The organism is Mesorhizobium yinganensis (assembly GCF_040081985.1).
Taxonomy (GTDB): Bacteria; Pseudomonadota; Alphaproteobacteria; order Rhizobiales; family Rhizobiaceae; genus Kumtagia; species Kumtagia yinganensis.
Genome location: NZ_JBEBMH010000010.1, coordinates 115,134 through 135,839, shown reverse-complemented (window position 1 = coordinate 135,839; position 20,706 = coordinate 115,134). Strand labels below are relative to the sequence as shown.

Below are 20,706 nucleotides of genomic sequence, written 5' to 3'. Positions count from 1 at the left end.
ACATTTCCATGCTCTCTTAGGCACCCGAGGCGAACCGTTGTTTCAAGGATCGCGGGCAGGCCGAAGGGAAGCGGAGGATGAACCCCAGGCCTCCCTGCACGTCAGCTCGAGCGGCCCACCCGCCAGGAACGTCTCGATTGTCGGGATGTGCGGGGCAAGGTCGAGCTGCCTGTCGGCCAGCCAGCCGTCGGAATAATAGGTGTCGGCGTAGCGCTCGCCGGAATCGCAGATCAGCGTCACGATCGAGCCGGACTGGCCGGCTGCCATCATCCGCGACGCGGCAAGGCACATGCCGACGAAATTCGTGCCGGTCGAACCGCCGACGCGACGTCCGAGCCGCTTCGACAGCACGCGCATCGCGGCAAGCGATACCGCGTCGGGAATGCGCACCATGTGGTCGATGACGCCGGGTACGAAGGACGGTTCGACCCTCGGCCTGCCGATGCCTTCGATGCGTGACGGCTGCTCGCAGCGGCAGTCGGGATCCTTCGTCGCAAAGCCGTCGAAGAACGCCGAGCGCTCGACATCGGCAACCGAGAGCAGGGTGGGATGGCGCTTGTAGCGGATGTAGCGCCCGATCGTCGCCGTTGTGCCGCCGGTGCCGGGGCTCATGACGATCCAGGTGGGGACGGGATGCCGTTCGTCGCGCATCTGGCCGAAGATCGATTCGGCGATGTTGTTGTTGCCGCGCCAGTCGGTGGCGCGCTCGGCATAGGTGAACTGATCCATGAAATGCCCGCCGAGTTTGGCCGCGAGCTCGGCCGACTCGACATAGATGCGCCGGCCGTCGTCGATGAAATGACAGGTGCCGCCATAGTGCTCGATCGCCGCGATCTTTTCCGGCGACGTGGTGCGCGGCATCACGGCATAGAACGGCACGCCGATCATGCGGGCGAAATAGGCTTCGGACACGGCGGTCGATCCGGAGGAGGCTTCGACCACCGGCGCATTCTCGCGGATATGGCCGTTGCACAGAGCGTAGAGGAAGAGCGAACGCGCCAGCCGATGCTTCAGGCTGCCGGTCGGATGGGTCGACTCGTCCTTGAGATAAAGGTCGATGCCGGAAAGGGCGGGGATGTCGAGCTTCCACAGATGGGTGTCGGCCGAACGGCGCTGATCGGCCTCGATCCGGGCGACCGCTTCGTCGGCCCAGCCGCGCGACGAGGCTCTTTGCGATGTGTCCATCTTTCCTCCCTGGAGGCAGCCTATCAGATGTCCTCCTCGAACGTCACGATCGACACTTCGCCCTCCAGCGCGCCTTGATAGGCGGAGGCGTGGGGTTCCTCGTCGGGGGCGCCGTCCAGTTCGCCGATCTGGTCGAGTTCGGCCTCGGCATAGCCTTCCTTGGCGAGTGCATCCAGGGCGGTGCGGACGGCGGAATCGTCGTCCGGCGCGACGAGGAAGATGTGGACGCCTTCCGACTTGCCGCCCTTGGTGCGGAAGACCCGGCCGGTGATGATGGTGACGGGCCTGGGTTCGTTGTCGTTCATGGTGATTCCCTGGCGAAGGATGGGTTTGGAGTTGCCCGAGTGTCGACCTAAACAGGTTTGGCACGTTTCGCCAACGCAACAGCCGCCGTATTTTCCGGCAGCAGCGATCGTCGCCAGGCTGGGGAAAACACGCGCTGGCCCAATTCCCAACTTTTCAGGTCCGCTATCGACGTCACGATGTGTCGGGAGGGTCCAGAGCGTACACAGCCAGCGCGTGGGCATGGGCCAGGATTTCGTCGACCTCGCGGATTCTGCCGGAATGGGTGGCGGTCGGGTCGTAGCGCGACAGCCGGCCGCCGGGCGGGCGCCCGCGCCGCAGCGGCGAGCGGCGCCGGCCGGAGACGGGGCCGCCCCGCGCGATCGCGGCGTCGCGTCGCGCCTTCCAGCGGGCGAAGCGTATTGCCTGGCCCGGCAGGTCGTCGAGCGCGGCGGTGAGCGCCTCCAGCCGCAAGCCAATCCGCCGGGCGTCGATCGGGTCATTCGGTGAAGACGGTGGCGGGAGCGGGCGGTAGCTCGCGTTGAAATCGAGGCTCAAGATGCGCGGGGCGGCGTGGGCGGGCACAGCGCGACGCGAGACGCGGAACGGACGCCGCGGCGGATCGAGCAGCGACAGGCTCCAATTGCGTGGGATGACCTTTGCACGCTTCTTCGGTCCCTTTGGCAGGAAGGCGCGGGCGCCTCGCAACATCGCCGGCTTGGGCTTGCGCGGGCGCGGCGGCGGAAGGGTTACCACGATCCCGACCGCCGCCGCGATGATGAGGCGCCGCGCCGCGGCTTCGGCCGGACGCAGCAGCCGGAGGATGGCAAGATAGAGGTGGCGAGGGAGCGTAAGTGCCGGGGACAATTTACTTTTTTCCGCCCGCGCTTCGTTCTGAACTGCCGCGCCTTTCTGCGGAAAGAAAGTAAACTGTCCCCCAGCGCCAACGCCCCCAGCGCCCGGCCTCCCGGCGCCCATCCCGGCCATGGCGACGAGCATGGCGACGATCCGCGTCAGCGCCACCCGATTCTTCTCGATTGCCCAGGTCCCGTCCATGGCTGCCTTCATCAAGATCCCGTCCGGCGCCGTGACCGATGTGCCGGCGGAATCGCTCGTAAACCGGTGGCAAGTATGAGGCGGGTTTTGAAGAGGGGGATGGAATCGCTTTCGACGGTGCGCAGGGCGCCGGTTTCCAAATGGGCGCAGCCAGAAAAAACAGGGGCTTGGCAGGTTTTGTATCCCCACATGCGGAAAAATTTTACGGCGGGACGAAAACGCCTTCCCCTTTTTGGCGGCGGAATGTCGGGGGACGCTTACTCAATGCCGGGGCAAGAGCTTACTCAATACGGGGCAAGTCCTGCCGAATATACGCGGTCCGAAACCGGACCTGAGCAACAGTCCCCGATTCCGAATCGTGTTCAGCGAGCTATCCGCAGTGAAGGCGGTCAAGCTGATCGGCGAATTGGCGCAAGGGAGAGGGTCATCCGGCGGGGTTGCGACATGTTCGTTTGTCCGGATGACGCGCGGCGAAAGAAAATTAGCGCAGGTTGCGCGCGCCGCGCATAGCACCTATCTCCGCGCCGCATTTCGCGTTTCGGGGTTGACGGATAAGGACTCAGCGAGTAGAAACCGCCCGTCTGAACCGATGTGAGGTCTGACGTTTCGGGTCGTCGCGACCTGGAGTTCGCCTCAAACAGGGTTCGTTCTACGAGCGAAAACACATTTCCGGCATGCATGAAGCGCTTGGCGCTTCCTCTGCTTTTTGTTCGGGCAAAACCGCAAGACGCGGTTTCATGCCCGAATTTGCGTATGGAAATGGCGTTCGAAACCGCCCTGGACGGGCCCTGGATACGGACTAAGAAAGACAAGAGGATTTAATGCCTACCGTCAACCAGCTGATCCGCAAGCCGCGCCAAGCGCCGGCGACGCGCAACAAGGTTCCGGCGATGCAGCAGAACCCGCAGAAGCGGGGCGTCTGCACGCGCGTCTACACGACGACGCCGAAGAAGCCGAACTCGGCGCTGCGCAAGGTCGCGAAGATCCGCCTGACCAATGGCTTCGAGGTGATCGGCTACATTCCGGGCGAGGGCCATAACCTTCAGGAGCACTCGGTCGTCATGATCCGCGGCGGCCGCGTGAAGGACCTTCCGGGCGTGCGCTATCACATCATCCGTGGCGTGCTCGACACCCAGGGCGTCAAGAACCGCAAGCAGCGCCGTTCGAAGTACGGCGCCAAGCGTCCGAAGTAAGGGCTTTTTCCCCGGCTTCGGCGCTTTCTTTTTAGAGCGCCGGGCCGTCGAGAGTGAGAGATCAAAAAGATGTCCCGTCGTCACAGTGCAGACAAGCGCGAAATCAACCCGGATCCCAAGTTCGGCGATCTGGTTGTCACCAAGTTCATGAACGCCATCATGTATGACGGCAAGAAGTCGGTCGCCGAGACGATCGTCTACAGCGCGTTCGAGCAGGTCCGCTCGAAGGCCAAGCAGGAGCCGGTGGTGGTCTTCAAGCAGGCGCTCGACAATGTCGCGCCGCATGTCGAAGTCCGTTCCCGCCGCGTCGGCGGCGCCACCTACCAGGTGCCGGTCGACGTCCGTCCCGAGCGTCGCCAGGCGCTCGCCATCCGCTGGCTGATCACGGCCGCCCGCAACCGCAACGAGACCACCATGGTCGATCGCCTCTCGGGCGAACTCATGGATGCCGCCAACAATCGCGGCACGGCGGTCAAGAAGCGTGAAGACACCCACAAGATGGCCGAAGCCAACCGCGCCTTCGCGCACTACCGCTGGTAACGGCGCGGACAGGAAATAAAGAGGCACTCCCATGGCTCGCGAATACAAAATCGAAGACTACCGCAACTTTGGTATCATGGCGCATATCGACGCCGGCAAGACCACGACCACGGAACGTGTCCTCTACTATACCGGCAAGTCCCACAAGATCGGCGAAGTCCATGACGGCGCCGCCACTATGGACTGGATGGAGCAGGAGCAGGAGCGCGGCATCACCATCACGTCCGCTGCCACCACGACCTTCTGGAAGGGCCGCGACGGCAAGCTGCGCCGCTTCAACATCATCGACACCCCCGGGCACGTCGACTTCACCATCGAGGTGGAGCGTTCGCTGCGCGTGCTCGACGGCGCCATCGCGCTGCTCGACGCCAATGCCGGCGTGGAGCCGCAGACCGAGACGGTGTGGCGCCAGGCCGACAAGTATCACGTGCCGCGCATGATCTTCTGCAACAAGATGGACAAGATCGGCGCCGACTTCTACCGCTCGGTCGAGATGATCGGCTCGCGCCTCGGTGCGCAGGCCGTGGTCATGCAGTTGCCGATCGGCGCCGAGGCCGAGTTCAAGGGCGTCGTCGACCTGGTCGAGATGAATGCGCTGGTGTGGCGCGATGAATCGCTGGGCGCCGCCTGGGACGTCGTGGAGATCCCGGCCGACCTCAAGGCCAAGGCGGAAGAGTACCGCGAGAAGATGATCGAGGCCGCCGTCGAGATGGACGAGACGGCTCTTGAAAACTACCTCGAAGGCAACATGCCTGACAACGACCAGATTCGCGCCCTGATCCGCAAGGGCACGATCGCGGTGAAGTTCTTCCCGATGTTCTGCGGCTCGGCCTTCAAGAACAAGGGCGTGCAGCCGCTGCTCGACGCCGTCGTCGAATACCTGCCTTCGCCGATCGACGTGCCGGCGATCAAGGGCATCGACGCCAAGACCGAGGCCGAGATCGAGCGTCATGCCGACGACAACGAGCCGCTGTCGATGCTGGCGTTCAAGATCATGAACGATCCGTTCGTCGGTTCGCTGACCTTCGCCCGCATCTATTCGGGCAAGCTCTCCAAGGGCGTCTCGCTCGACAACACCGTGAAGGGCAAGAAGGAGCGCATCGGCCGCATGCTGCAGATGCATGCGAATTCGCGCGCCGACATCGACGAGGCTTTCGCCGGCGATATCGTCGCGCTGGCCGGCCTCAAGGACACGACCACGGGCGACACGCTCTGCGATCCGGCCAAGCCGGTCATTCTTGAGCGCATGGAATTCCCCGATCCGGTCATCCAGATCGCGATCGAGCCGAAGACCAAGGGCGACCAGGAGAAGATGGGCCTGGCCCTGCATCGCCTCGCCGCCGAGGACCCGTCCTTCCGCGTCAAGACCGACGAGGAAAGCGGCCAGACCATCATCGCCGGCATGGGCGAACTGCATCTCGACATTATCGTCGACCGCATGCGCCGCGAGTTCAAGGTCGAGGCGAATGTCGGTGCGCCGCAGGTGGCCTATCGCGAGACCATCACCCGCAGCCACGAGCAGGACTACACGCACAAGAAGCAGACCGGCGGCACGGGCCAGTTCGCCCGCATCAAGCTGCTGTTCGAGCCGAACACCGAAGGCAGCGATTTCGTGTTCGAATCGAAGATCGTCGGTGGCGCCGTGCCGAAGGAATACATTCCGGGCGTCGAGAAGGGCATCAACAGCGTGCTGTCTTCCGGTCCGTTCGCCGGCTTCCCGATGATCGGCGTCAAGGCGACGCTCATCGACGGCGCCTACCACGACGTCGACTCGTCGGTTCTGGCCTTCGAAATCGCCGGCCGCGCCTGTTTCCGCGAGGCTGCGCCGAAGCTCGGCGTGCAGTTGCTCGAGCCGATCATGAAGGTCGAGGTCGTCACGCCGGAGGACTATGTCGGTTCGGTCATCGGCGACCTGAACGGCCGCCGCGGCCAGATCCAGGGCCAGGAGGCGCGCGGCGTCGCCGTCGTCATCAACGCGATGGTGCCGCTCGCCAACATGTTCAAATACGTCGACAATCTGCGTTCGATGTCGCAGGGCCGCGCCCAGTACACGATGCAGTTCGACCACTACGAGCCGGTGCCGACTGCCGTCGCGCAGGAAGTCCAGAAGAAATACGCGTAAGTCCAAGGACTTCCACGCGAAACCTGATCCATTGTCCTAACGGGCGAAGTAAGACGGAGACCTCACATGGCCAAGAGCAAATTCGAGCGGACGAAGCCGCATGTGAACATTGGCACGATCGGCCATGTCGACCATGGCAAGACGTCGCTGACGGCGGCGATCACCAAGTATTTCGGTGAATACAAGGCCTATGACCAGATCGACGCCGCACCCGAGGAGAAGGCGCGCGGCATCACGATCTCGACCGCCCACGTCGAATACGAGACGGCCAAGCGCCACTATGCCCACGTCGACTGCCCCGGCCACGCCGACTATGTGAAGAACATGATCACCGGTGCGGCGCAGATGGACGGCGCGATCCTGGTGGTTTCGGCCGCCGATGGCCCGATGCCGCAGACCCGCGAGCACATTCTTCTGGCCCGTCAGGTCGGCGTGCCGTCGATCGTCGTGTTTCTCAACAAGGTCGACCAGGTCGACGACGCCGAGCTGCTTGAGCTGGTCGAGCTCGAGGTTCGCGAGCTTCTGTCGAAGAACGAGTTTCCGGGCGACGACATTCCGATCGTTCCGGGCTCGGCGCTGGCAGCCCTCGAAGACTCCAACAAGGAGATCGGCGAGAACGCGATCCGCAAGCTGATGGAAGCGGTCGACGCCTACATCCCGACGCCGGAGCGTCCGATCGACCAGCCGTTCCTGATGCCGATCGAGGACGTGTTCTCGATCTCGGGCCGCGGCACGGTGGTGACGGGGCGCGTCGAGCGCGGCATCGTCAAGGTCGGCGAGGAGCTTGAGATCGTCGGCATCCGTCCGACCCAGAAGACGACCTGCACGGGCGTCGAGATGTTCCGCAAGCTGCTCGACCAGGGCCAGGCGGGCGACAACATCGGCGCGCTGCTGCGCGGCATCGACCGCGAGGGCGTGGAGCGCGGCCAGGTTCTGGCCAAGCCCGGTTCGGTGAAGCCGCACAAGAAGTTCAAGGCGGAAGCCTACATCCTGACGAAGGAGGAGGGTGGCCGTCACACGCCGTTCTTCACCAACTACCGTCCGCAGTTCTACTTCCGCACGACCGACGTGACCGGCATCGTGACGCTGGCCGAGGGCACCGAGATGGTGATGCCGGGCGACAATGTGACGGTCGACGTCGAACTGATCGTGCCGATCGCCATGGAGGAGAAGCTGCGCTTCGCCATCCGCGAAGGCGGCCGAACCGTCGGCGCCGGCGTCGTCGTCAGCATCAAAGAATAAGAAGCAACCGATCTGTCGCGGGCGGGAATTCGCCCGCGCCGCGCCAGAACAAGGAATTCGACGAGATGAACGGTCAAAATATCCGCATCCGCCTCAAAGCGTTCGATCATCGCGTGCTCGACGCCTCGACGCGGGAAATCGTGTCGACGGCAAAGCGCACTGGCGCCAATGTCCGCGGGCCTATTCCGCTGCCGACGCGCATCGAGAAGTTCACGGTCAACCGCTCGCCGCACATCGACAAGAAGAGCCGCGAGCAGTTCGAAATGCGTACCCACAAGCGGCTGCTCGACATCGTTGATCCGACGCCGCAGACGGTCGATGCTTTGATGAAGCTCGATCTGGCGGCGGGTGTCGACGTCGAAATCAAGCTCTAAGGGGCGGGGATCACGAGCCGGACGGACGGACGTTCGAAAGGCTCCTCTGAAGAAACAAGAGGCGGGAAGGGGTTATGCCCCGGCCGGTAACTCTGAAGGAAGATGAACCGATGCGTTCAGGTGTTATTGCACAGAAGTTGGGAATGACGCGCGTCTACAACGACGCCGGCGAGCATGTTCCCGTCACCGTTCTCCGCATGGAGAGCTGCCAGGTCGTGGCGCAGCGCACGAAGGAAAAGAACGGCTACACCGCCGTTCAGCTCGGCGTTGGCCTTGCCAAGGTCAAGAACACCTCGAAGGCGATGCGCGGCCATTTCGCCGGCGCGTCCGTCGAGCCGAAGACGAAGCTCGCGGAGTTCCGCGTTTCCGACGACAATCTGCTCGATGTCGGCGCCGAGATCACCGTCGATCACTTCGTCGCGGGCCAGAAGGTCGACGTGACCGGTACTTCGACCGGCAAGGGTTTCCAGGGCGTCATCAAGCGTCACCACTTCGGTGGTGGCCGTGCGACCCACGGTAACTCGGTGTCGCACCGCACGCACGGTTCGACCGGCCAGCGCCAGGACCCCGGCAAGGTGTTCAAGGGCAAGAAGATGGCCGGCCACATGGGCGCGACCCGCGTGACCACGCAGAACGTCGAGGTCGTCTCGACCGATGCGGATCGCGGCCTGATCCTGATCCGCGGCGCGGTTCCGGGCACCAAGGGTGCATGGATCCTGGTGCGCGACGCCGTCAAGGTGGCGCTGCCCGACAACGCGCCGAAGCCGGCCGGCCTGCGCGCCGTGGCCAAGACCGAAGCTCCGGCCACTGAGGGTGCGGAATAATGGACATCAAGATTTCAACACTCGGCGGCGAAGACGCCGGCAAGGTCGAGCTTTCCGACGCGATTTTCGGACTCGATCCGCGCGAGGACATCCTGCAGCGCGTCGTGCGCTGGCAGCTTGCCAAGAAGCAGCAGGGCACGCATCAGGCGAAGGGCCGCGCGGACATCGCCCGCACCGGCGCCAAGATGTACAAGCAGAAGGGTACGGGCCGCGCCCGTCACCATTCGGCCCGCGCTCCGCAGTTCCGCGGCGGCGGCAAGGCCCATGGCCCGGTTGCCCGCAGCCATGAGCACGAGCTGCCGAAGAAAGTGCGCGCGCTCGGTCTGAAGCATGCGCTTTCGGCAAAGGCCAAGGCGTCCTCGATCATCATCGTCGACGACCTGAAGCTGGCCGAGGCCAAGACCAAGGCGCTGGTGGCGAATTTCGCCGCGCTCGGCCTGTCCAACGCGCTGCTGATCGGCGGCGCCGAGCTTGACGCGAATTTCAAGCTGGCGGCCGCCAACATTCCGAACATCGACGTGCTGCCGGTCCAGGGCATCAACGTCTACGACATTCTGCGCCGCGGCACGCTGGTCCTTTCCAAGGCAGCCGTCGACGCCCTCGAGGAGCGCTTTAAATGACGGATCTTCGCCACTACGACGTGATCGTCAGCCCGGCGATCACCGAAAAGACGACGACGGCGTCGGAACGCAATCAGGTCGTCTTCAACGTCGCCAAGAAGGCGACGAAGCCGGAAATCAAGGCGGCCGTCGAGGCGCTGTTCAGCGTCAAGGTCACCGCGGTCAACACGCTCGTCCGCAAGGGCAAGGTGAAGCGGTTCCGCGGCACGGTCGGCCGGCAGAGTGACGTGAAGAAGGCGGTGGTTACGCTGGCCGACGGTCAGTCGATCGACGTCGCCACGGGTCTCTGAGAGGCGCGAGGACAGTAAGATGGCATTGAAGAATTATAAGCCCGTAACGCCGAGCCTGCGCCAGCTGGTCATCGTCGACCGTTCGGCGCTCTACAAGGGCAAGCCCGTCAAGGGCCTTACCGAAGGGCTGAGGAAGTCCGGCGGACGCAACAATACCGGCCGCGTTACCGCGCGTTTCATCGGCGGCGGCCACAAGCAGTCGTACCGCATCATCGATTTCAAGCGCCGCAAGCTGGACATGCAGGCGACCGTCGAGCGGATCGAATACGATCCGAACCGCACCGCCTTCATCGCGCTGGTGAAGTATGAGGACGGCGAGCTGAACTATGTCCTGGCGCCGCAGCGCCTGGCGGTCGGCGACAAGATCGTCGCCGGTGAGGCCGTCGACGTTAAGCCGGGCAATGCGATGCCGCTTTCGGCGATGCCGGTCGGCACGATCATCCACAATGTCGAGCTGAAGCCCGGCAAGGGTGGCCAGGTCGCGCGGTCCGCGGGTTCCTACGCCCAGTTGGTCGGCCGCGACCAGGGCATGGCGATCCTGCGCCTGAATTCGGGTGAGCAGCGCATCGTGCACGGCTCCTGCTTCGCGACCGTCGGCGCGGTCTCCAATCCGGACCACGGCAACATCAACGACGGCAAGGCCGGACGCACCGTTTGGAAGGGCAAGCGCCCGCACAACCGCGGCGTCACCATGAACCCCGTCGATCACCCGCACGGCGGCGGCGAAGGCCGCACCTCTGGCGGTCGTCACCCGGTCAGCCCGTGGGGCAAGCCCACCAAGGGCAAGAAGACCCGGTCCAACAAGGCGACCGACAAGTTCATCGTGCGTTCGCGCCATCAGCGCAAGAGCTAAGAAGAGGTAACGCGAAGTGACCCGTTCAGTTTGGAAAGGTCCGTTCGTCGACGGCTTTCTTCTCAAGAAGGCCGACAAGGTGCGCGACGGTGGCCGCAACGAAGTGATCAAGATGTGGACCCGCCGGTCCACCATCCTGCCGCAGTTCGTGGGCCTGACCTTTGGCGTCTACAACGGCCAGAAGCACGTCCCGGTCTCCGTGAACGAGGACATGGTCGGCCACAAGTTCGGCGAGTTCGCTCCGACCCGGACCTATTACGGTCACGGCGCGGACAAGAAGGCAAAGAGGAAGTAACATGGGCAAGGCCAAAGCTCCGCGCAGGCTTGCTGACAACGAGGCGCGTGCGGTTCTCCGCACCATCCGTATCAGCCCGCAAAAGCTGAACCTCGTTGCCGCGCTGATCCGCGGCAAGAAGGTGCAGACCGCGCTTTCGGATCTCGAATTTTCGCGCAAGCGCATCGCCGGCACCGTCAGGAAGACGCTGGAATCGGCGATCGCCAATGCCGAGAACAATCATGATCTCGATGTCGACGCGCTTGTCGTCGCCGAGGCCTATGTCGGCAAGTCGATCGTCATGAAGCGTTTCCACGCACGTGGCCGTGGCCGCGCCAGCCGGGTCGAGAAGCCGTTTTCGCACCTGACCATCGTGGTGCGCGAAGTGGAAGAGAAGGAAGCCGCCTGATGGGTCAGAAAATCAATCCGATCGGCCTTCGCCTCGGCATCAACCGCACCTGGGATTCGCGCTGGTACGCGAACACTGGCGAGTACGGCAAGCTGCTGCACGAGGACATCAAGATCCGTGAGTACCTGATGAAGGAACTCAAGCAGGCTGCCGTGTCGAAGGTGGTGATCGAGCGCCCTCACAAGAAGTGCCGCGTCACGATCCACGCCGCGCGGCCCGGTCTGGTCATCGGCAAGAAGGGCGCCGACATCGAGAAGCTTCGCAAGAAGCTGACCGAGATGACGAAGTCGGAGACACACCTGAACATCGTCGAGGTGCGCAAGCCGGAGATCGACGCGACGCTGGTCGCCCAGTCGATCGCCCAGCAGCTCGAGCGCCGTATCGCGTTCCGCCGCGCCATGAAGCGCGCCGTGCAGTCTGCGATGCGCCTCGGTGCCGAGGGCATCCGCATCAACTGCGCCGGCCGTCTCGGCGGCGCCGAGATCGCGCGGATGGAATGGTACCGCGAGGGCCGCGTGCCGCTGCATACGCTGCGCGCCGATGTCGACTACGGCACGGCCGAGGCGCAGACCGCTTACGGCATCTGCGGTGTCAAGGTTTGGGTGTTCAAGGGCGAGATCCTCGAGCACGATCCGATGGCGTCCGAGCGCCGCGCCAGCGAAGGCGATCACAGCCATTCGGGCGAGCGCGGTGACCGTGGCGAGCGTAGCCGCCGCCGCGAGAACGCCTGAGAGCATAGGAATTTGGAGTAAGAACGATGCTGCAGCCAAAGCGCACAAAGTTCCGCAAGCAGTTCAAGGGCCGCATCCACGGCGCTGCCAAGGGCGGCACCAATTTGGATTTCGGCGGCTTCGGGCTGAAGGCGCTGGAGCCGAACCGCGTCACCGCGCGTGAGATCGAGGCGGCCCGCCGTGCGATCACCCGCGAGATGAAGCGCGCCGGCCGTGTCTGGATCCGGGTGTTCCCGGATCTGCCGGTCACCTCGAAGCCGACCGAGGTGCGCATGGGCAAGGGCAAGGGCGCGGTCGACTACTGGGCGGCGCGCGTCAAGCCGGGCCGCATCATGTTCGAGATCGACGGCGTTCCGGAAGAGACGGCGCGTGCCGCTCTGGCTCTCGGCGCCGCCAAGCTCTCGGTGAAGACGCGCTTCGTGCAGCGCATCGCGGAATAGGAAAGGGGTCCGACATGAAGATATCCGACGTCAGGGCGAAGACCCCCGACCAGCTCGACGATGACCTGGCCGCGCTGAAGAAGGAGCAGTTCAACCTGCGGTTTCAGAAGGCGACCGGCCAGCTCGAAAAGACCGCTCGCGTGAGAGAGGTCCGCCGGGACATTGCCCGCATCAAGACCGTCGCCGCTGAAAACGCGGCCAAGAAGGCTTAAGGACGAATAAAATGCCGAAGCGCATCCTGCAGGGCGTCGTCGTCAGCGACAAGAACGAGAAGACCGTGGTGGTCAAGGTCGAGCGCCGCTTCACCCATCCGGTGATGAAGAAGACCGTGCGTCTGTCGAAGAAGTATAAGGCGCACGACGAGAACAACAGCCACAAGGTCGGCGACACCGTGTTCATCCAGGAGTCGAAGCCGATCTCCAAGGACAAGCGCTGGGTCGTGGTGACCGAGGCGCAGGCCTCGCAATAACAACGAATTTTGGACAGACCGGGGAAGGGCGCTTGCTCGTCCCGATTAGAGAAGAAAAAGGCGGCCAGTCATGATTCAGATGCAAACAAACCTCGACGTCGCGGATAATTCCGGCGCCCGTCGTGTCATGTGCATCAAGGTGCTGGGCGGTTCGAAGCGGAAGTATGCCTCGGTCGGCGACATCATCGTCGTCTCGATCAAGGAAGCCATTCCGCGCGGCCGCGTGAAGAAGGGCGACGTGATGAAGGCGGTCGTGGTTCGCACGGCCAAGGACATCCGCCGCCCGGACGGCAGCGTGATCCGTTTCGACAAGAACGCGGCTGTTCTCGTCGACAACAAGAAAGAGCCGATCGGCACGCGTATCTTCGGGCCGGTTCCGCGCGAGCTTCGCGCCAAGAACCACATGAAGATCATCTCGCTCGCGCCTGAAGTGCTGTAAGGAGCCGGAAAATGCAGAAGATCCGCAAGGGCGACAAAGTCGTCGTGCTCACCGGCAAGGACAAGGGCCGTTCCGGCGAGGTGCTTTCGGTTCAGCCGAAGGAAGACACCGCGATTGTGCGCGGGATCAACATCATCGTGCGCCATCAGCGTCAGACGCAGGCGCAGGAGGGCGGGCTGATCCGCAAGGAAGCCCCCATCCATCTGTCCAATATCGCGCTGGCCGATCCCAAGGACGGCAAGCCTACCCGCGTCGGCTTCAAGATCGAAGGCAACAAGAAGGTGCGCGTCGCGAAGCGCTCGGGAGAAGTGATCAATGGCTAAGGCAGCAATCCAGCCACGCCTTAAGAAGGTCTACGAAGAGACCATCCGCAAGGCGCTGCTCGAGCAGTTCAAGTACGACAACGAGATGGAAGTTCCGCGTCTCGACAAGATCGTGCTGAACATGGGCGTCGGCGAAGCGACGGGCGATTCCAAGAAGCCGTCGGTCGCAGCCGCCGATCTGGCGCTGATCGCCGGCCAGAAGCCGGTCGTCACCCATGCGCGCAAGTCGGTCGCGCAGTTCAAGGTGCGCGAGAACATGCCGATCGGCGCGAAGGTCACCTTGCGCAAGGAACGCATGTACGAGTTCCTCGACCGCCTCGTGAACATCGCTTTGCCGCGCGTCCGCGACTTTCGCGGCCTGAACCCGAAGAGCTTCGACGGGCGTGGCAACTATGCCATGGGCATCAAGGAGCACATCGTGTTCCCCGAGATCAACTACGACAAGGTCGACCAGATCTGGGGAATGGACATCATCGTTTGTACGACCGCCAAGACGGATGACGAGGCCAGGGCTCTGCTCAAGGCTTTCAACTTCCCGTTCCGGCAGTAACGGCAGCGAGCAAAGGAAAATCTGAAATGGCAAAGACCAGCTCAGTCGAGAAGAACAACCATCGCCGGGCACTCGTCGCGCAGAAGGCCGCCAAGCGCAAGGCGCTGAAGGCGGTCATCATGGACAAGGGCGTTACGATGGAAGAGCGTTTCCGTGCGCAGCTCAAGCTCGCCGCGATGCCGCGCAATTCCGCCAAGGTGCGTATCCGCAACCGCTGCGAGATCACCGGCCGTCCGCGCGCCTATTATCGCAAGCTGAAGATGTCGCGTATCGCGTTGCGCGAACTGGGCTCGCTCGGCGCCGTGCCGGGCCTGGTCAAGTCGAGCTGGTAAGGAGGATAGAATATGTCTTTGAATGATCCTCTCGGCGATATGCTGACCCGCATCCGTAACGCCTACGGACGCAAGAAGAACAAGGTCTCGACGCCGGCCTCGCGTCTGCGCAGCCGTGTCCTCGAAGTCCTGAAGGCGGAAGGTTATATCCGCGACTTCAGCCAGACCGACTTCGACAACGGCAAGTCGGAAATCGAGATCGAGCTGAAGTATTTCGACGGCGCACCGGTGATCCGCGAGATCGCCCGCGTCTCCAAGCCGGGCCGCCGCGTCTACGTGTCGGTGAAGTCGATCCCGTCGGTCGCTAACGGGCTGGGGATTTCGATCCTGTCGACGCCGAAGGGCGTGATGGCGGACCACGAAGCGCGCGAGCAGAATGTCGGCGGAGAGATTCTCTGCCAGGTATTCTAGGGGTGAATGGTCGATGGTGAATAGTGAATGGTGATCCGGCGGCTTCGCCAGTCAGCATTTTGCCATTCATCATTCACAGCAGTTTGGGAAAGAGGAGACAAAAATGTCTCGTATTGGCAAGAAACCCGTCAAGGTGCCGGCCGGCGTTACCGCTTCGGTGAACGGCCAGACCGTGACGGCAAAGGGCCCGAAGGGCGAGTTGAAGTTCGTCGTCAACGACGAGGTTCTGGTCAAGCTCGACAATGGCGAGATCGCCGTTGAGCCGCGCGACCAGACCAAGACCGCCCGCTCGAAGTGGGGCATGTCGCGGACGCAGATCGTCAACATCCTCGAAGGCGTCACCAAGGGCTTTGAGAAGAAGCTTGAGATCAACGGCGTCGGCTATCGTGCGGCCATGCAGGGCAAGAACCTGCAACTGGCGCTGGGCTTCAGCCATGACGTGGTCTATGAGACGCCGCAGGGCATTACGATCACTGTGCCGAAGCCAACCGAGATCACGGTATCTGGCGTCGACAAGCAGGTGGTCGGCCAGACGGCTGCCGAGATCCGCGAATATCGCGGCCCCGAGCCCTACAAAGGCAAGGGCGTGAAGTATGCCGGCGAGCGCATCGTGCGCAAGGAAGGCAAGAAGAAGTAAGTCGTACAACGCCACGGAGGGCGGTCGCGGGCAGGGTTTTTCTGACCGCAAGGTTTTCGGACCGGGCCGCCGCCGTCTTACAAGGCAGGGAATTGGACCATGGCCGACAAGGCAGCATTGCAGAAGCGCGCCGCGCGCATTCGTCGTCAGATCAAAAAGGTTGCCGGTGAGCGTCCGCGCCTTTCGGTTCATCGTACATCGAAGAACATCTATGTGCAGGTTATCGACGACGCGAAAGGTCAGACGCTGGCCGCTGCCTCGACCCTGGAAAAGGACTTGAAGGGCAGCCTGAAGACCGGCGCGGATACCGCTGCCGCCGCCGCGATCGGCAAGCTGATCGCCGAGCGGGCCGTGAAGGCGGGCGTCAAGGAAGTCGTGTTCGACCGCGGGCCCTACATCTATCACGGCCGCGTCAAGGCGCTGGCCGAAGCCGCCCGCGAGGGTGGTCTGAGCTTCTAAAGGGTCGATGGCGAATGGCGAACTGATCTGGTCAGGCCGGACACGCTCGGTCTGACCATCGATCGTTTTCCGGTTTGCCAAACGCCTGTTGAATTCCACCGTGGACCGCCTTAAACGCGGCCACAAACTTCAACCGTGCTTCCGGAAAAGAACAAGGACAGGATATGGCACAGGAACGTAGGGAAGGTCGCGGCCGCGACCGCGAGCGGGACCGCGAAGAGCGCGACAGCGAATTCGTCGACAAGCTCGTCCATATCAATCGCGTCGCCAAGGTGGTGAAGGGCGGACGTCGCTTCGGCTTCGCCGCGCTCGTCGTCGTCGGGGACCAGAAGGGCCGCGTCGGCTTCGGCCATGGCAAGGCGCGCGAAGTGCCGGAGGCGATCCGCAAGGCGACCGAGTCCGCCAAGCGTGACCTGATCTTCGTGCCGCTGCGCTCCGGCCGTACGCTGCATCACGACGTCGAAGGCCGCTGGGGCGCCGGCAAGGTTCTGCTGCGCGCCGCCAAGCCGGGTACTGGCATCATCGCCGGCGGCCCGATGCGCGCCGTCTTCGAGACGCTCGGCATGCACGACGTGGTCGCCAAGTCGATGGGTTCGTCGAACCCTTACAACATGGTTCGCGCCACGTTCGATGCGCTCAAGAGCCAGTTGCATCCGAAGGATGTGGCGGCGCAGCGCGGCATCAAGTATTCGACCCTCCAGGCTCGCCGCGGCAACGCGGTCGCCGCGGAAGAATAGTCGCGGGCTGGAAGGAGTTCGATCATGGCAAAAGAAGCCACCAAGACCGTTACGGTCGAGCAGATCGGCAGCCCGATCCGCCGTCCGAAGGAACAGCGCGCAACGCTTGTCGGCCTCGGCCTCAACAAGATGCACAAGCAGCGCACTCTCGAAGACACCCCGTCGGTGCGCGGGATGATCGCGGCCGTGCAGCATCTCGTTCGCGTCGTCGACGAGAAGTAACCGGCGGGCAGGAGAAAGACGATGAAACTCAACGATCTGCGAGACAACGAAGGCGCGACCCATTCGCGCAAGCGGCTCGGTCGCGGCATCGGCTCGGGCTCGGGCAAGACCGCGGGCCGGGGCGTCAAGGGCCAGAAGGCGCGCTCCGGCGTGGCCATCAACGGCTTTGAGGGCGGCCAGATGCCGCTCTACCGGCGCCTGCCGAAGCGCGGTTTCAAGAACCCGTTCACAAAGAGCTACAATGCCGTTTCGCTCGCCCGCATCCAGGTGGCGGTCGATGCCGGCAAGCTCGACGTCAACGAGACGGTCACGGCCGAGGCCCTGATCAAGGCCGGCGTGATCCGCCGTCCGCTCGACGGCGTGCGGGTGCTTTCGGACGGCGACCTCAAGGCCAAGCTCTCATTCGATATCGCCGGCGCCTCCAAGGCGGCGGTCGAGAAGATCGAGAAGGCCGGCGGCTCGGTGAAGCTTCCGGAGCCGGTCGAGCCCGTCAAGAAGATGGCCAAGAAGGCCAAGTGATCCTTCGTCGCAGGCGGCGTGACGGCAACGTCCGCCGCTTGCAACTTCGAGGCCCGGAGCCTATCTCGTGGCTTCGTCGACTCGTGCCGCCGCTGCGGCCCTCTCAGCGTGACGAAGCGGAGAATACCCCATGGCATCGGCCGCCGAGCAACTTGCTTCCAATCTGAATTTCGCGGCCTTCGCCAAGGCCGAAGACCTGAAGAAGCGCATCTGGTTCACGCTGGGTGCGCTTTTGGTCTATCGCCTCGGCACCTACATTCCGCTTCCCGGCATCAACCCCGACGCATTCGCGCAGGCTTTCACGCAGCAGAGCCGCGGCGTCCTCGGCATATTCAACATGTTCGCCGGCGGCGCCGTGCAGCGCATGGCGATCTTCGCGCTGGGCATCATGCCCTACATATCCGCCTCCATCATCATGCAGCTCATGACGTCGGTCGTGCCGTCGCTCGAGGCGCTGAAGAAGGAAGGCGAGCAGGGCCGCAAGATCATCAACCAGTACACGCGTTACGGCACCGTGCTGCTGGCTCTCGTTCAAGCCTACGGTATCTCGGTGGGCCTCGAAGGCGGCGCCGGCATCGTCAGCGATCCAGGTTGGTTCTTCCGCCTCTCCACGGTCATCACCCTGGTCGGCGGCACCATGTTCCTGATGTGGCTGGGTGAGCAGATCACCGCGCGCGGTATCGGCAACGGCATTTCGCTGATCATCTTCGCCGGCATCGTCGCCGGCCTGCCGCAGGCGATTGGCGGTACGCTGGAACTCGGCCGGACCGGCGCGCTGTCGACCGGCCTCATCCTGGCGATCATCGTGCTGGCGATCGTGGTCATCGCCGTGATCGTGTTCTTCGAGCGCGCCCAGCGCCGCCTGCTGATCCAGTATCCGAAGCGCCAGGTCGGCAACCGCATGTTCCAGGGCGATACGTCGCACCTGCCGCTCAAGCTCAACACGTCGGGCGTCATCCCGCCGATCTTCGCCTCGTCGCTGCTGCTGCTGCCGGCGACCGTTGCGGGCTTCTCCAACACGCAGAACCTGCCGGGCTGGGCCAGCACCGTGCTGGCGACGCTCGGGCACGGCCAGCCGCTCTACATGTTCCTCTATGCCGCGATGATCGTGTTTTTCGCCTTCTTCTACACGGCGATCGTGTTCAATCCGAAGGACACGGCCGACCAGTTGAAGAAGCACTCCGGCTTCATCCCCGGCTATCGGCCGGGCGAGCGGACCGCCGAATATATCGACTACGTGCTGACCCGCATCACGGTGATCGGTGCGCTCTACCTCGTCGTCATCTGTCTCATGCCCGAATTCCTGATCTCGGCCACTGGCGTACCTTTCTACCTTGGTGGCACTTCGCTTTTGATTGTCGTCAGTGTAACCCTCGATACGGTCGCTCAGATCCAGGGCCACCTGATCGCCCACCAGTATGAGGGGCTTATCAAGAAGTCGAAGCTCCGCGGGGGGAAGAGGGGAAGATGAGGCTCATTCTGCTTGGCCCGCCGGGGGCCGGAAAAGGCACGCAGGCCCAGAGGCTGGTCGAGAAATACGGCATCCCGCAATTGTCGACGGGCGACATGCTGCGTGCCGCGGTAAAGGCCGGGACGCCCGTTGGACTGAAGGCCAAGGCGGTGATGGATGCCGGTGAACTAGTGTCCGACGCCATCGTCAATGCGATCGTCGCGGAGCGAATCGATCAGGACGACTGCCGTGACGGCTTCATCCTCGACGGCTATCCGCGCACCTTGGCTCAGGCCGATGCGGTTCAGATGATGCTGTCCGAACGCAAGCAGCGCCTGGATGCGGTGATCGAATTCGTCGTCGACGACAAGGAACTGATCAACCGAATCGCCCAGCGTGCCGAAAAGGCGAAGGCCGCCGGTCAGCCGGTCCGCAAGGACGACGAGCCAGCCGTGGTGCCCGAGCGCCTGCGCGAGTATTACAAGAAGACGGCGCCGCTGATCGGCTACTACTATGCCAAGGGGATGCTGAAGACGGTGGACGGCATGGCCGACATGGATGCGGTCACCGCGGCGATCGAAGGCATTCTCGGCAAGGTCGCCGAAACCGCCTGAGGGCACTTGACTAGCAGCCGGTTTTAGATTATGGCCCGCCGTCTCCCCTCAAGGAACGGCGTGTTCGGGTCCATTCCGGACCCTTTCGTTGCTTAACAGGAACACCCGCAAGGGCCGGCCTCCACCGGACGCGGGTCAATTGATGCGCCGGCTTTGCCGGCTTACATGGAGTGAGAAAACATGGCCCGTATAGCCGGCGTCAACATACCGACCAACAAGCGCGTGGTGATCGCGCTTCAGTACATTCACGGCATTGGCAAGAAGTTCGCCCAGGAGATCGTCGACAAGGTCGGCATCCCGGCGGATCGCCGCGTCAGCCAGCTCACCGACGCCGAAGTGCTGCAGATCCGCGAGGCCATCGACCGCGACTACCAGGTCGAGGGCGACCTGCGCCGCGAAGTGTCGATGAACATCAAGCGGCTCATGGACCTCGGCTGCTACCGCGGCCTGCGTCACCGCCGCAACCTGCCTGTCCGTGGCCAGCGCACGCATACCAACGCCCGCACCCGCAAGGGCCCGGCGAAGGCGATTGCTGGGAAGAAGAAATAAGGCAGTCGGCAATGGGCAGTCGGCAGTAGGGAAAATGTACCGACTGCCTACTGCCTAAGCCCTACTGCCTTCTGGTGTAGCCGCTGGCACTACGGCGGCGTTGAGATCGAACGAAAGGACTGAAATGGCCAAGGAAGCCACACGCGTTCGCCGTCGCGAGCGCAAGAATATCTCGTCGGGCGTCGCCCACGTGAATTCGACCTTCAACAACACGATGATCACCATCACCGACGCGCAGGGCAATGCGATTGCCTGGTCGTCGGCCGGCGCCCAGGGTTTCAAGGGTTCGCGCAAGTCGACGCCGTTCGCCGCGCAGATGGCCGCCGAGGACGTCGCCAAGAAGGCGCAGGAACACGGCATGCGCACCCTCGAGGTCGAGGTGTGCGGACCCGGCTCCGGCCGCGAGTCGGCGCTGCGCGCGCTGCAGGCCGGCGGTTTCACGATCACGTCGATCCGCGACGTCACGCCGATCCCGCACAATGGCTGCCGTCCGCGCAAGAAGCGCCGCGTCTAAGCAAGATTTAGAACTGCCGCGCGAGCGCTTCTTGTGATGCGCTCCT

32 protein-coding genes are annotated in these 20,706 nt (G+C 63.4%); 29 read left to right on the top strand and 3 right to left on the bottom strand.

Features of this window, described 5'->3' with window-relative positions; all coding sequences use genetic code 11:
- Positions 1-42 precede the first annotated feature (42 nt).
- The 3 genes from ABMA59_RS19295 to ABMA59_RS19285 all read right to left on the bottom strand — a co-directional run bounded on the left by ABMA59_RS19295 (position 43) and on the right by ABMA59_RS19285 (position 2,535).
- Positions 43-1,185, bottom strand: coding sequence for a PLP-dependent cysteine synthase family protein (locus ABMA59_RS19295; RefSeq protein ID WP_349007004.1), 1,143 nt, complete (start codon positions 1,183-1,185; stop codon positions 43-45).
- Between the two features lie 23 nt (positions 1,186-1,208).
- Positions 1,209-1,490, bottom strand: coding sequence for a transcriptional regulator (locus ABMA59_RS19290; RefSeq protein WP_349007003.1), 282 nt, complete (start codon positions 1,488-1,490; stop codon positions 1,209-1,211).
- A gap of 172 nt (positions 1,491-1,662) precedes the next feature.
- The gene (locus ABMA59_RS19285; protein ID WP_349007002.1) at positions 1,663-2,535 is read right to left on the bottom strand and encodes a hypothetical protein; all 873 of its coding nucleotides are present in this window, start codon (positions 2,533-2,535) and stop codon (positions 1,663-1,665) included.
- 809 nt (positions 2,536-3,344) lie between these two features.
- Here ABMA59_RS19285 and rpsL point away from each other — a divergent pair.
- The 29 genes from rpsL (at position 3,345) to rpsK (ending at position 20,660) form a co-directional block, all read left to right on the top strand.
- Positions 3,345-3,716, top strand: coding sequence for a 30S ribosomal protein S12 (rpsL, locus tag ABMA59_RS19280; protein ID WP_106775706.1), 372 nt, complete (start codon positions 3,345-3,347; stop codon positions 3,714-3,716).
- A gap of 69 nt (positions 3,717-3,785) precedes the next feature.
- On the top strand, positions 3,786-4,256 hold the full coding sequence (gene rpsG / locus ABMA59_RS19275; protein WP_349007001.1) for a 30S ribosomal protein S7: 471 nt from the start codon (positions 3,786-3,788) through the stop codon (positions 4,254-4,256).
- 31 nt (positions 4,257-4,287) lie between these two features.
- Positions 4,288-6,378: an elongation factor G gene (fusA, locus tag ABMA59_RS19270; protein WP_349007000.1), complete on the top strand. Its 2,091-nt coding sequence runs from the start codon at positions 4,288-4,290 to the stop codon at positions 6,376-6,378.
- A gap of 66 nt (positions 6,379-6,444) precedes the next feature.
- A complete protein-coding gene (tuf, locus tag ABMA59_RS19265; RefSeq protein ID WP_349005886.1) occupies positions 6,445-7,620 on the top strand; it encodes an elongation factor Tu in 1,176 nt (391 codons plus the stop codon).
- A 65-nt stretch (positions 7,621-7,685) separates the two neighbouring features.
- Positions 7,686-7,994, top strand: coding sequence for a 30S ribosomal protein S10 (gene rpsJ / locus ABMA59_RS19260; protein WP_007066362.1), 309 nt, complete (start codon positions 7,686-7,688; stop codon positions 7,992-7,994).
- 110 nt (positions 7,995-8,104) lie between these two features.
- Positions 8,105-8,818: a 50S ribosomal protein L3 gene (rplC, locus tag ABMA59_RS19255; RefSeq protein ID WP_349006999.1), complete on the top strand. Its 714-nt coding sequence runs from the start codon at positions 8,105-8,107 to the stop codon at positions 8,816-8,818.
- Complete coding sequence (rplD, locus tag ABMA59_RS19250; protein ID WP_349006998.1) at positions 8,818-9,438, top strand: 50S ribosomal protein L4; 621 nt, start codon at positions 8,818-8,820, stop codon at positions 9,436-9,438. The genes rplC and rplD overlap by 1 nt, the downstream gene beginning before the upstream one ends.
- Entirely contained in the window at positions 9,435-9,728 is a 294-nt protein-coding gene (locus ABMA59_RS19245; protein WP_349006997.1) for a 50S ribosomal protein L23, read from the top strand. The genes rplD and ABMA59_RS19245 overlap by 4 nt, the downstream gene beginning before the upstream one ends.
- A gap of 19 nt (positions 9,729-9,747) precedes the next feature.
- Entirely contained in the window at positions 9,748-10,581 is an 834-nt protein-coding gene (gene rplB / locus ABMA59_RS19240; RefSeq protein ID WP_349006996.1) for a 50S ribosomal protein L2, read from the top strand.
- Between the two features lie 16 nt (positions 10,582-10,597).
- Entirely contained in the window at positions 10,598-10,876 is a 279-nt protein-coding gene (gene rpsS, locus ABMA59_RS19235; protein WP_349006995.1) for a 30S ribosomal protein S19, read from the top strand.
- A gap of 1 nt (position 10,877) precedes the next feature.
- Positions 10,878-11,264: a 50S ribosomal protein L22 gene (gene rplV, locus ABMA59_RS19230; RefSeq protein WP_349006994.1), complete on the top strand. Its 387-nt coding sequence runs from the start codon at positions 10,878-10,880 to the stop codon at positions 11,262-11,264.
- Positions 11,264-11,995, top strand: coding sequence for a 30S ribosomal protein S3 (gene rpsC, locus ABMA59_RS19225; RefSeq protein ID WP_349006993.1), 732 nt, complete (start codon positions 11,264-11,266; stop codon positions 11,993-11,995). Before rplV ends, rpsC begins: the two co-directional genes overlap by 1 nt.
- Before the next feature lie 26 nt (positions 11,996-12,021).
- Positions 12,022-12,435 carry a 50S ribosomal protein L16 gene (gene rplP / locus ABMA59_RS19220; RefSeq protein ID WP_349006992.1) on the top strand — a complete coding sequence of 138 codons (414 nt, stop codon included), beginning with the start codon at positions 12,022-12,024 and terminating at the stop codon, positions 12,433-12,435.
- 14 nt (positions 12,436-12,449) lie between these two features.
- The gene (rpmC, locus tag ABMA59_RS19215; RefSeq protein ID WP_349006991.1) at positions 12,450-12,647 is read left to right on the top strand and encodes a 50S ribosomal protein L29; all 198 of its coding nucleotides are present in this window, start codon (positions 12,450-12,452) and stop codon (positions 12,645-12,647) included.
- 11 nt (positions 12,648-12,658) lie between these two features.
- Entirely contained in the window at positions 12,659-12,904 is a 246-nt protein-coding gene (rpsQ, locus tag ABMA59_RS19210) for a 30S ribosomal protein S17 (RefSeq protein WP_349006990.1), read from the top strand.
- Positions 12,905-12,974: 70 nt separating this feature from the next.
- Positions 12,975-13,343, top strand: coding sequence for a 50S ribosomal protein L14 (rplN, locus tag ABMA59_RS19205; RefSeq protein WP_006205457.1), 369 nt, complete (start codon positions 12,975-12,977; stop codon positions 13,341-13,343).
- 11 nt (positions 13,344-13,354) lie between these two features.
- Positions 13,355-13,666 (top strand): 50S ribosomal protein L24, encoded by a 312-nt coding sequence (gene rplX / locus ABMA59_RS19200; protein ID WP_349006989.1) that lies wholly within the window; start codon positions 13,355-13,357, stop codon positions 13,664-13,666.
- On the top strand, positions 13,659-14,216 hold the full coding sequence (rplE, locus tag ABMA59_RS19195) for a 50S ribosomal protein L5 (RefSeq protein ID WP_349006988.1): 558 nt from the start codon (positions 13,659-13,661) through the stop codon (positions 14,214-14,216). Before rplX ends, rplE begins: the two co-directional genes overlap by 8 nt.
- 26 nt (positions 14,217-14,242) lie before the next feature.
- The gene (gene rpsN / locus ABMA59_RS19190) at positions 14,243-14,548 is read left to right on the top strand and encodes a 30S ribosomal protein S14 (protein WP_349006987.1); all 306 of its coding nucleotides are present in this window, start codon (positions 14,243-14,245) and stop codon (positions 14,546-14,548) included.
- A gap of 12 nt (positions 14,549-14,560) precedes the next feature.
- Positions 14,561-14,959, top strand: a complete 399-nt coding sequence (gene rpsH, locus ABMA59_RS19185) for a 30S ribosomal protein S8 (protein WP_349006986.1) — start codon at positions 14,561-14,563, stop codon at positions 14,957-14,959.
- A 103-nt stretch (positions 14,960-15,062) separates the two neighbouring features.
- Positions 15,063-15,596, top strand: a complete 534-nt coding sequence (rplF, locus tag ABMA59_RS19180) for a 50S ribosomal protein L6 (RefSeq protein ID WP_349006985.1) — start codon at positions 15,063-15,065, stop codon at positions 15,594-15,596.
- A 99-nt stretch (positions 15,597-15,695) separates the two neighbouring features.
- The gene (gene rplR, locus ABMA59_RS19175) at positions 15,696-16,055 is read left to right on the top strand and encodes a 50S ribosomal protein L18 (protein ID WP_349006984.1); all 360 of its coding nucleotides are present in this window, start codon (positions 15,696-15,698) and stop codon (positions 16,053-16,055) included.
- Positions 16,056-16,219: 164 nt separating this feature from the next.
- The gene (gene rpsE / locus ABMA59_RS19170; protein ID WP_349006983.1) at positions 16,220-16,792 is read left to right on the top strand and encodes a 30S ribosomal protein S5; all 573 of its coding nucleotides are present in this window, start codon (positions 16,220-16,222) and stop codon (positions 16,790-16,792) included.
- Between the two features lie 24 nt (positions 16,793-16,816).
- Positions 16,817-17,014, top strand: a complete 198-nt coding sequence (gene rpmD, locus ABMA59_RS19165) for a 50S ribosomal protein L30 (protein WP_349006982.1) — start codon at positions 16,817-16,819, stop codon at positions 17,012-17,014.
- Positions 17,015-17,035: 21 nt separating this feature from the next.
- Entirely contained in the window at positions 17,036-17,533 is a 498-nt protein-coding gene (rplO, locus tag ABMA59_RS19160; RefSeq protein WP_349006981.1) for a 50S ribosomal protein L15, read from the top strand.
- A 130-nt stretch (positions 17,534-17,663) separates the two neighbouring features.
- Positions 17,664-19,004, top strand: a complete 1,341-nt coding sequence (gene secY, locus ABMA59_RS19155; RefSeq protein WP_349006980.1) for a preprotein translocase subunit SecY — start codon at positions 17,664-17,666, stop codon at positions 19,002-19,004.
- Positions 19,001-19,597, top strand: a complete 597-nt coding sequence (locus ABMA59_RS19150) for an adenylate kinase (RefSeq protein WP_349006979.1) — start codon at positions 19,001-19,003, stop codon at positions 19,595-19,597. The genes secY and ABMA59_RS19150 overlap by 4 nt, the downstream gene beginning before the upstream one ends.
- 180 nt (positions 19,598-19,777) lie before the next feature.
- Positions 19,778-20,146, top strand: coding sequence for a 30S ribosomal protein S13 (rpsM, locus tag ABMA59_RS19145; RefSeq protein WP_349006978.1), 369 nt, complete (start codon positions 19,778-19,780; stop codon positions 20,144-20,146).
- Positions 20,147-20,270: 124 nt separating this feature from the next.
- Positions 20,271-20,660, top strand: a complete 390-nt coding sequence (gene rpsK / locus ABMA59_RS19140) for a 30S ribosomal protein S11 (RefSeq protein WP_349006977.1) — start codon at positions 20,271-20,273, stop codon at positions 20,658-20,660.
- The last annotated feature ends 46 nt before the right edge of the window (positions 20,661-20,706 follow it).

Excerpts from the sequence above, each read along its gene's own strand:
- rpsM (WP_349006978.1), top strand. The coding sequence starts at position 19,778 with ATGGCCCGTATAGCCGGCGTCAACATACCGACCAACAAGCGCGTGGTG.
- rpsE (WP_349006983.1), top strand. The coding sequence starts at position 16,220 with ATGGCACAGGAACGTAGGGAAGGTCGCGGCCGCGACCGCGAGCGGGAC.
- rpsC (WP_349006993.1), top strand. The coding sequence starts at position 11,264 with ATGGGTCAGAAAATCAATCCGATCGGCCTTCGCCTCGGCATCAACCGC.
- rplO (WP_349006981.1), top strand. The coding sequence starts at position 17,036 with ATGAAACTCAACGATCTGCGAGACAACGAAGGCGCGACCCATTCGCGC.
- rpsG (WP_349007001.1), top strand. The coding sequence starts at position 3,786 with ATGTCCCGTCGTCACAGTGCAGACAAGCGCGAAATCAACCCGGATCCC.
- ABMA59_RS19285 (WP_349007002.1), bottom strand. The coding sequence starts at position 2,535 with ATGAAGGCAGCCATGGACGGGACCTGGGCAATCGAGAAGAATCGGGTG.
- rpsK (WP_349006977.1), top strand. The coding sequence starts at position 20,271 with ATGGCCAAGGAAGCCACACGCGTTCGCCGTCGCGAGCGCAAGAATATC.
- secY (WP_349006980.1), top strand. The coding sequence starts at position 17,664 with ATGGCATCGGCCGCCGAGCAACTTGCTTCCAATCTGAATTTCGCGGCC.
- rplR (WP_349006984.1), top strand. The coding sequence starts at position 15,696 with ATGGCCGACAAGGCAGCATTGCAGAAGCGCGCCGCGCGCATTCGTCGT.
- rpsL (WP_106775706.1), top strand. The coding sequence starts at position 3,345 with ATGCCTACCGTCAACCAGCTGATCCGCAAGCCGCGCCAAGCGCCGGCG.
- rpsQ (WP_349006990.1), top strand. The coding sequence starts at position 12,659 with ATGCCGAAGCGCATCCTGCAGGGCGTCGTCGTCAGCGACAAGAACGAG.
- rpsJ (WP_007066362.1), top strand. The coding sequence starts at position 7,686 with ATGAACGGTCAAAATATCCGCATCCGCCTCAAAGCGTTCGATCATCGC.
- ABMA59_RS19245 (WP_349006997.1), top strand. The coding sequence starts at position 9,435 with ATGACGGATCTTCGCCACTACGACGTGATCGTCAGCCCGGCGATCACC.
- fusA (WP_349007000.1), top strand. The coding sequence starts at position 4,288 with ATGGCTCGCGAATACAAAATCGAAGACTACCGCAACTTTGGTATCATG.
- ABMA59_RS19290 (WP_349007003.1), bottom strand. The coding sequence starts at position 1,490 with ATGAACGACAACGAACCCAGGCCCGTCACCATCATCACCGGCCGGGTC.
- rpsH (WP_349006986.1), top strand. The coding sequence starts at position 14,561 with ATGTCTTTGAATGATCCTCTCGGCGATATGCTGACCCGCATCCGTAAC.
- rplX (WP_349006989.1), top strand. The coding sequence starts at position 13,355 with ATGCAGAAGATCCGCAAGGGCGACAAAGTCGTCGTGCTCACCGGCAAG.
- rplN (WP_006205457.1), top strand. The coding sequence starts at position 12,975 with ATGATTCAGATGCAAACAAACCTCGACGTCGCGGATAATTCCGGCGCC.
- tuf (WP_349005886.1), top strand. The coding sequence starts at position 6,445 with ATGGCCAAGAGCAAATTCGAGCGGACGAAGCCGCATGTGAACATTGGC.
- rplD (WP_349006998.1), top strand. The coding sequence starts at position 8,818 with ATGGACATCAAGATTTCAACACTCGGCGGCGAAGACGCCGGCAAGGTC.
- rplC (WP_349006999.1), top strand. The coding sequence starts at position 8,105 with ATGCGTTCAGGTGTTATTGCACAGAAGTTGGGAATGACGCGCGTCTAC.
- rpmD (WP_349006982.1), top strand. The coding sequence starts at position 16,817 with ATGGCAAAAGAAGCCACCAAGACCGTTACGGTCGAGCAGATCGGCAGC.
- rplP (WP_349006992.1), top strand. The coding sequence starts at position 12,022 with ATGCTGCAGCCAAAGCGCACAAAGTTCCGCAAGCAGTTCAAGGGCCGC.
- rplV (WP_349006994.1), top strand. The coding sequence starts at position 10,878 with ATGGGCAAGGCCAAAGCTCCGCGCAGGCTTGCTGACAACGAGGCGCGT.
- rplB (WP_349006996.1), top strand. The coding sequence starts at position 9,748 with ATGGCATTGAAGAATTATAAGCCCGTAACGCCGAGCCTGCGCCAGCTG.
- rplE (WP_349006988.1), top strand. The coding sequence starts at position 13,659 with ATGGCTAAGGCAGCAATCCAGCCACGCCTTAAGAAGGTCTACGAAGAG.
- rpmC (WP_349006991.1), top strand. The coding sequence starts at position 12,450 with ATGAAGATATCCGACGTCAGGGCGAAGACCCCCGACCAGCTCGACGAT.
- rplF (WP_349006985.1), top strand. The coding sequence starts at position 15,063 with ATGTCTCGTATTGGCAAGAAACCCGTCAAGGTGCCGGCCGGCGTTACC.
- rpsN (WP_349006987.1), top strand. The coding sequence starts at position 14,243 with ATGGCAAAGACCAGCTCAGTCGAGAAGAACAACCATCGCCGGGCACTC.
- ABMA59_RS19150 (WP_349006979.1), top strand. The coding sequence starts at position 19,001 with ATGAGGCTCATTCTGCTTGGCCCGCCGGGGGCCGGAAAAGGCACGCAG.
- ABMA59_RS19295 (WP_349007004.1), bottom strand. The coding sequence starts at position 1,185 with ATGGACACATCGCAAAGAGCCTCGTCGCGCGGCTGGGCCGACGAAGCG.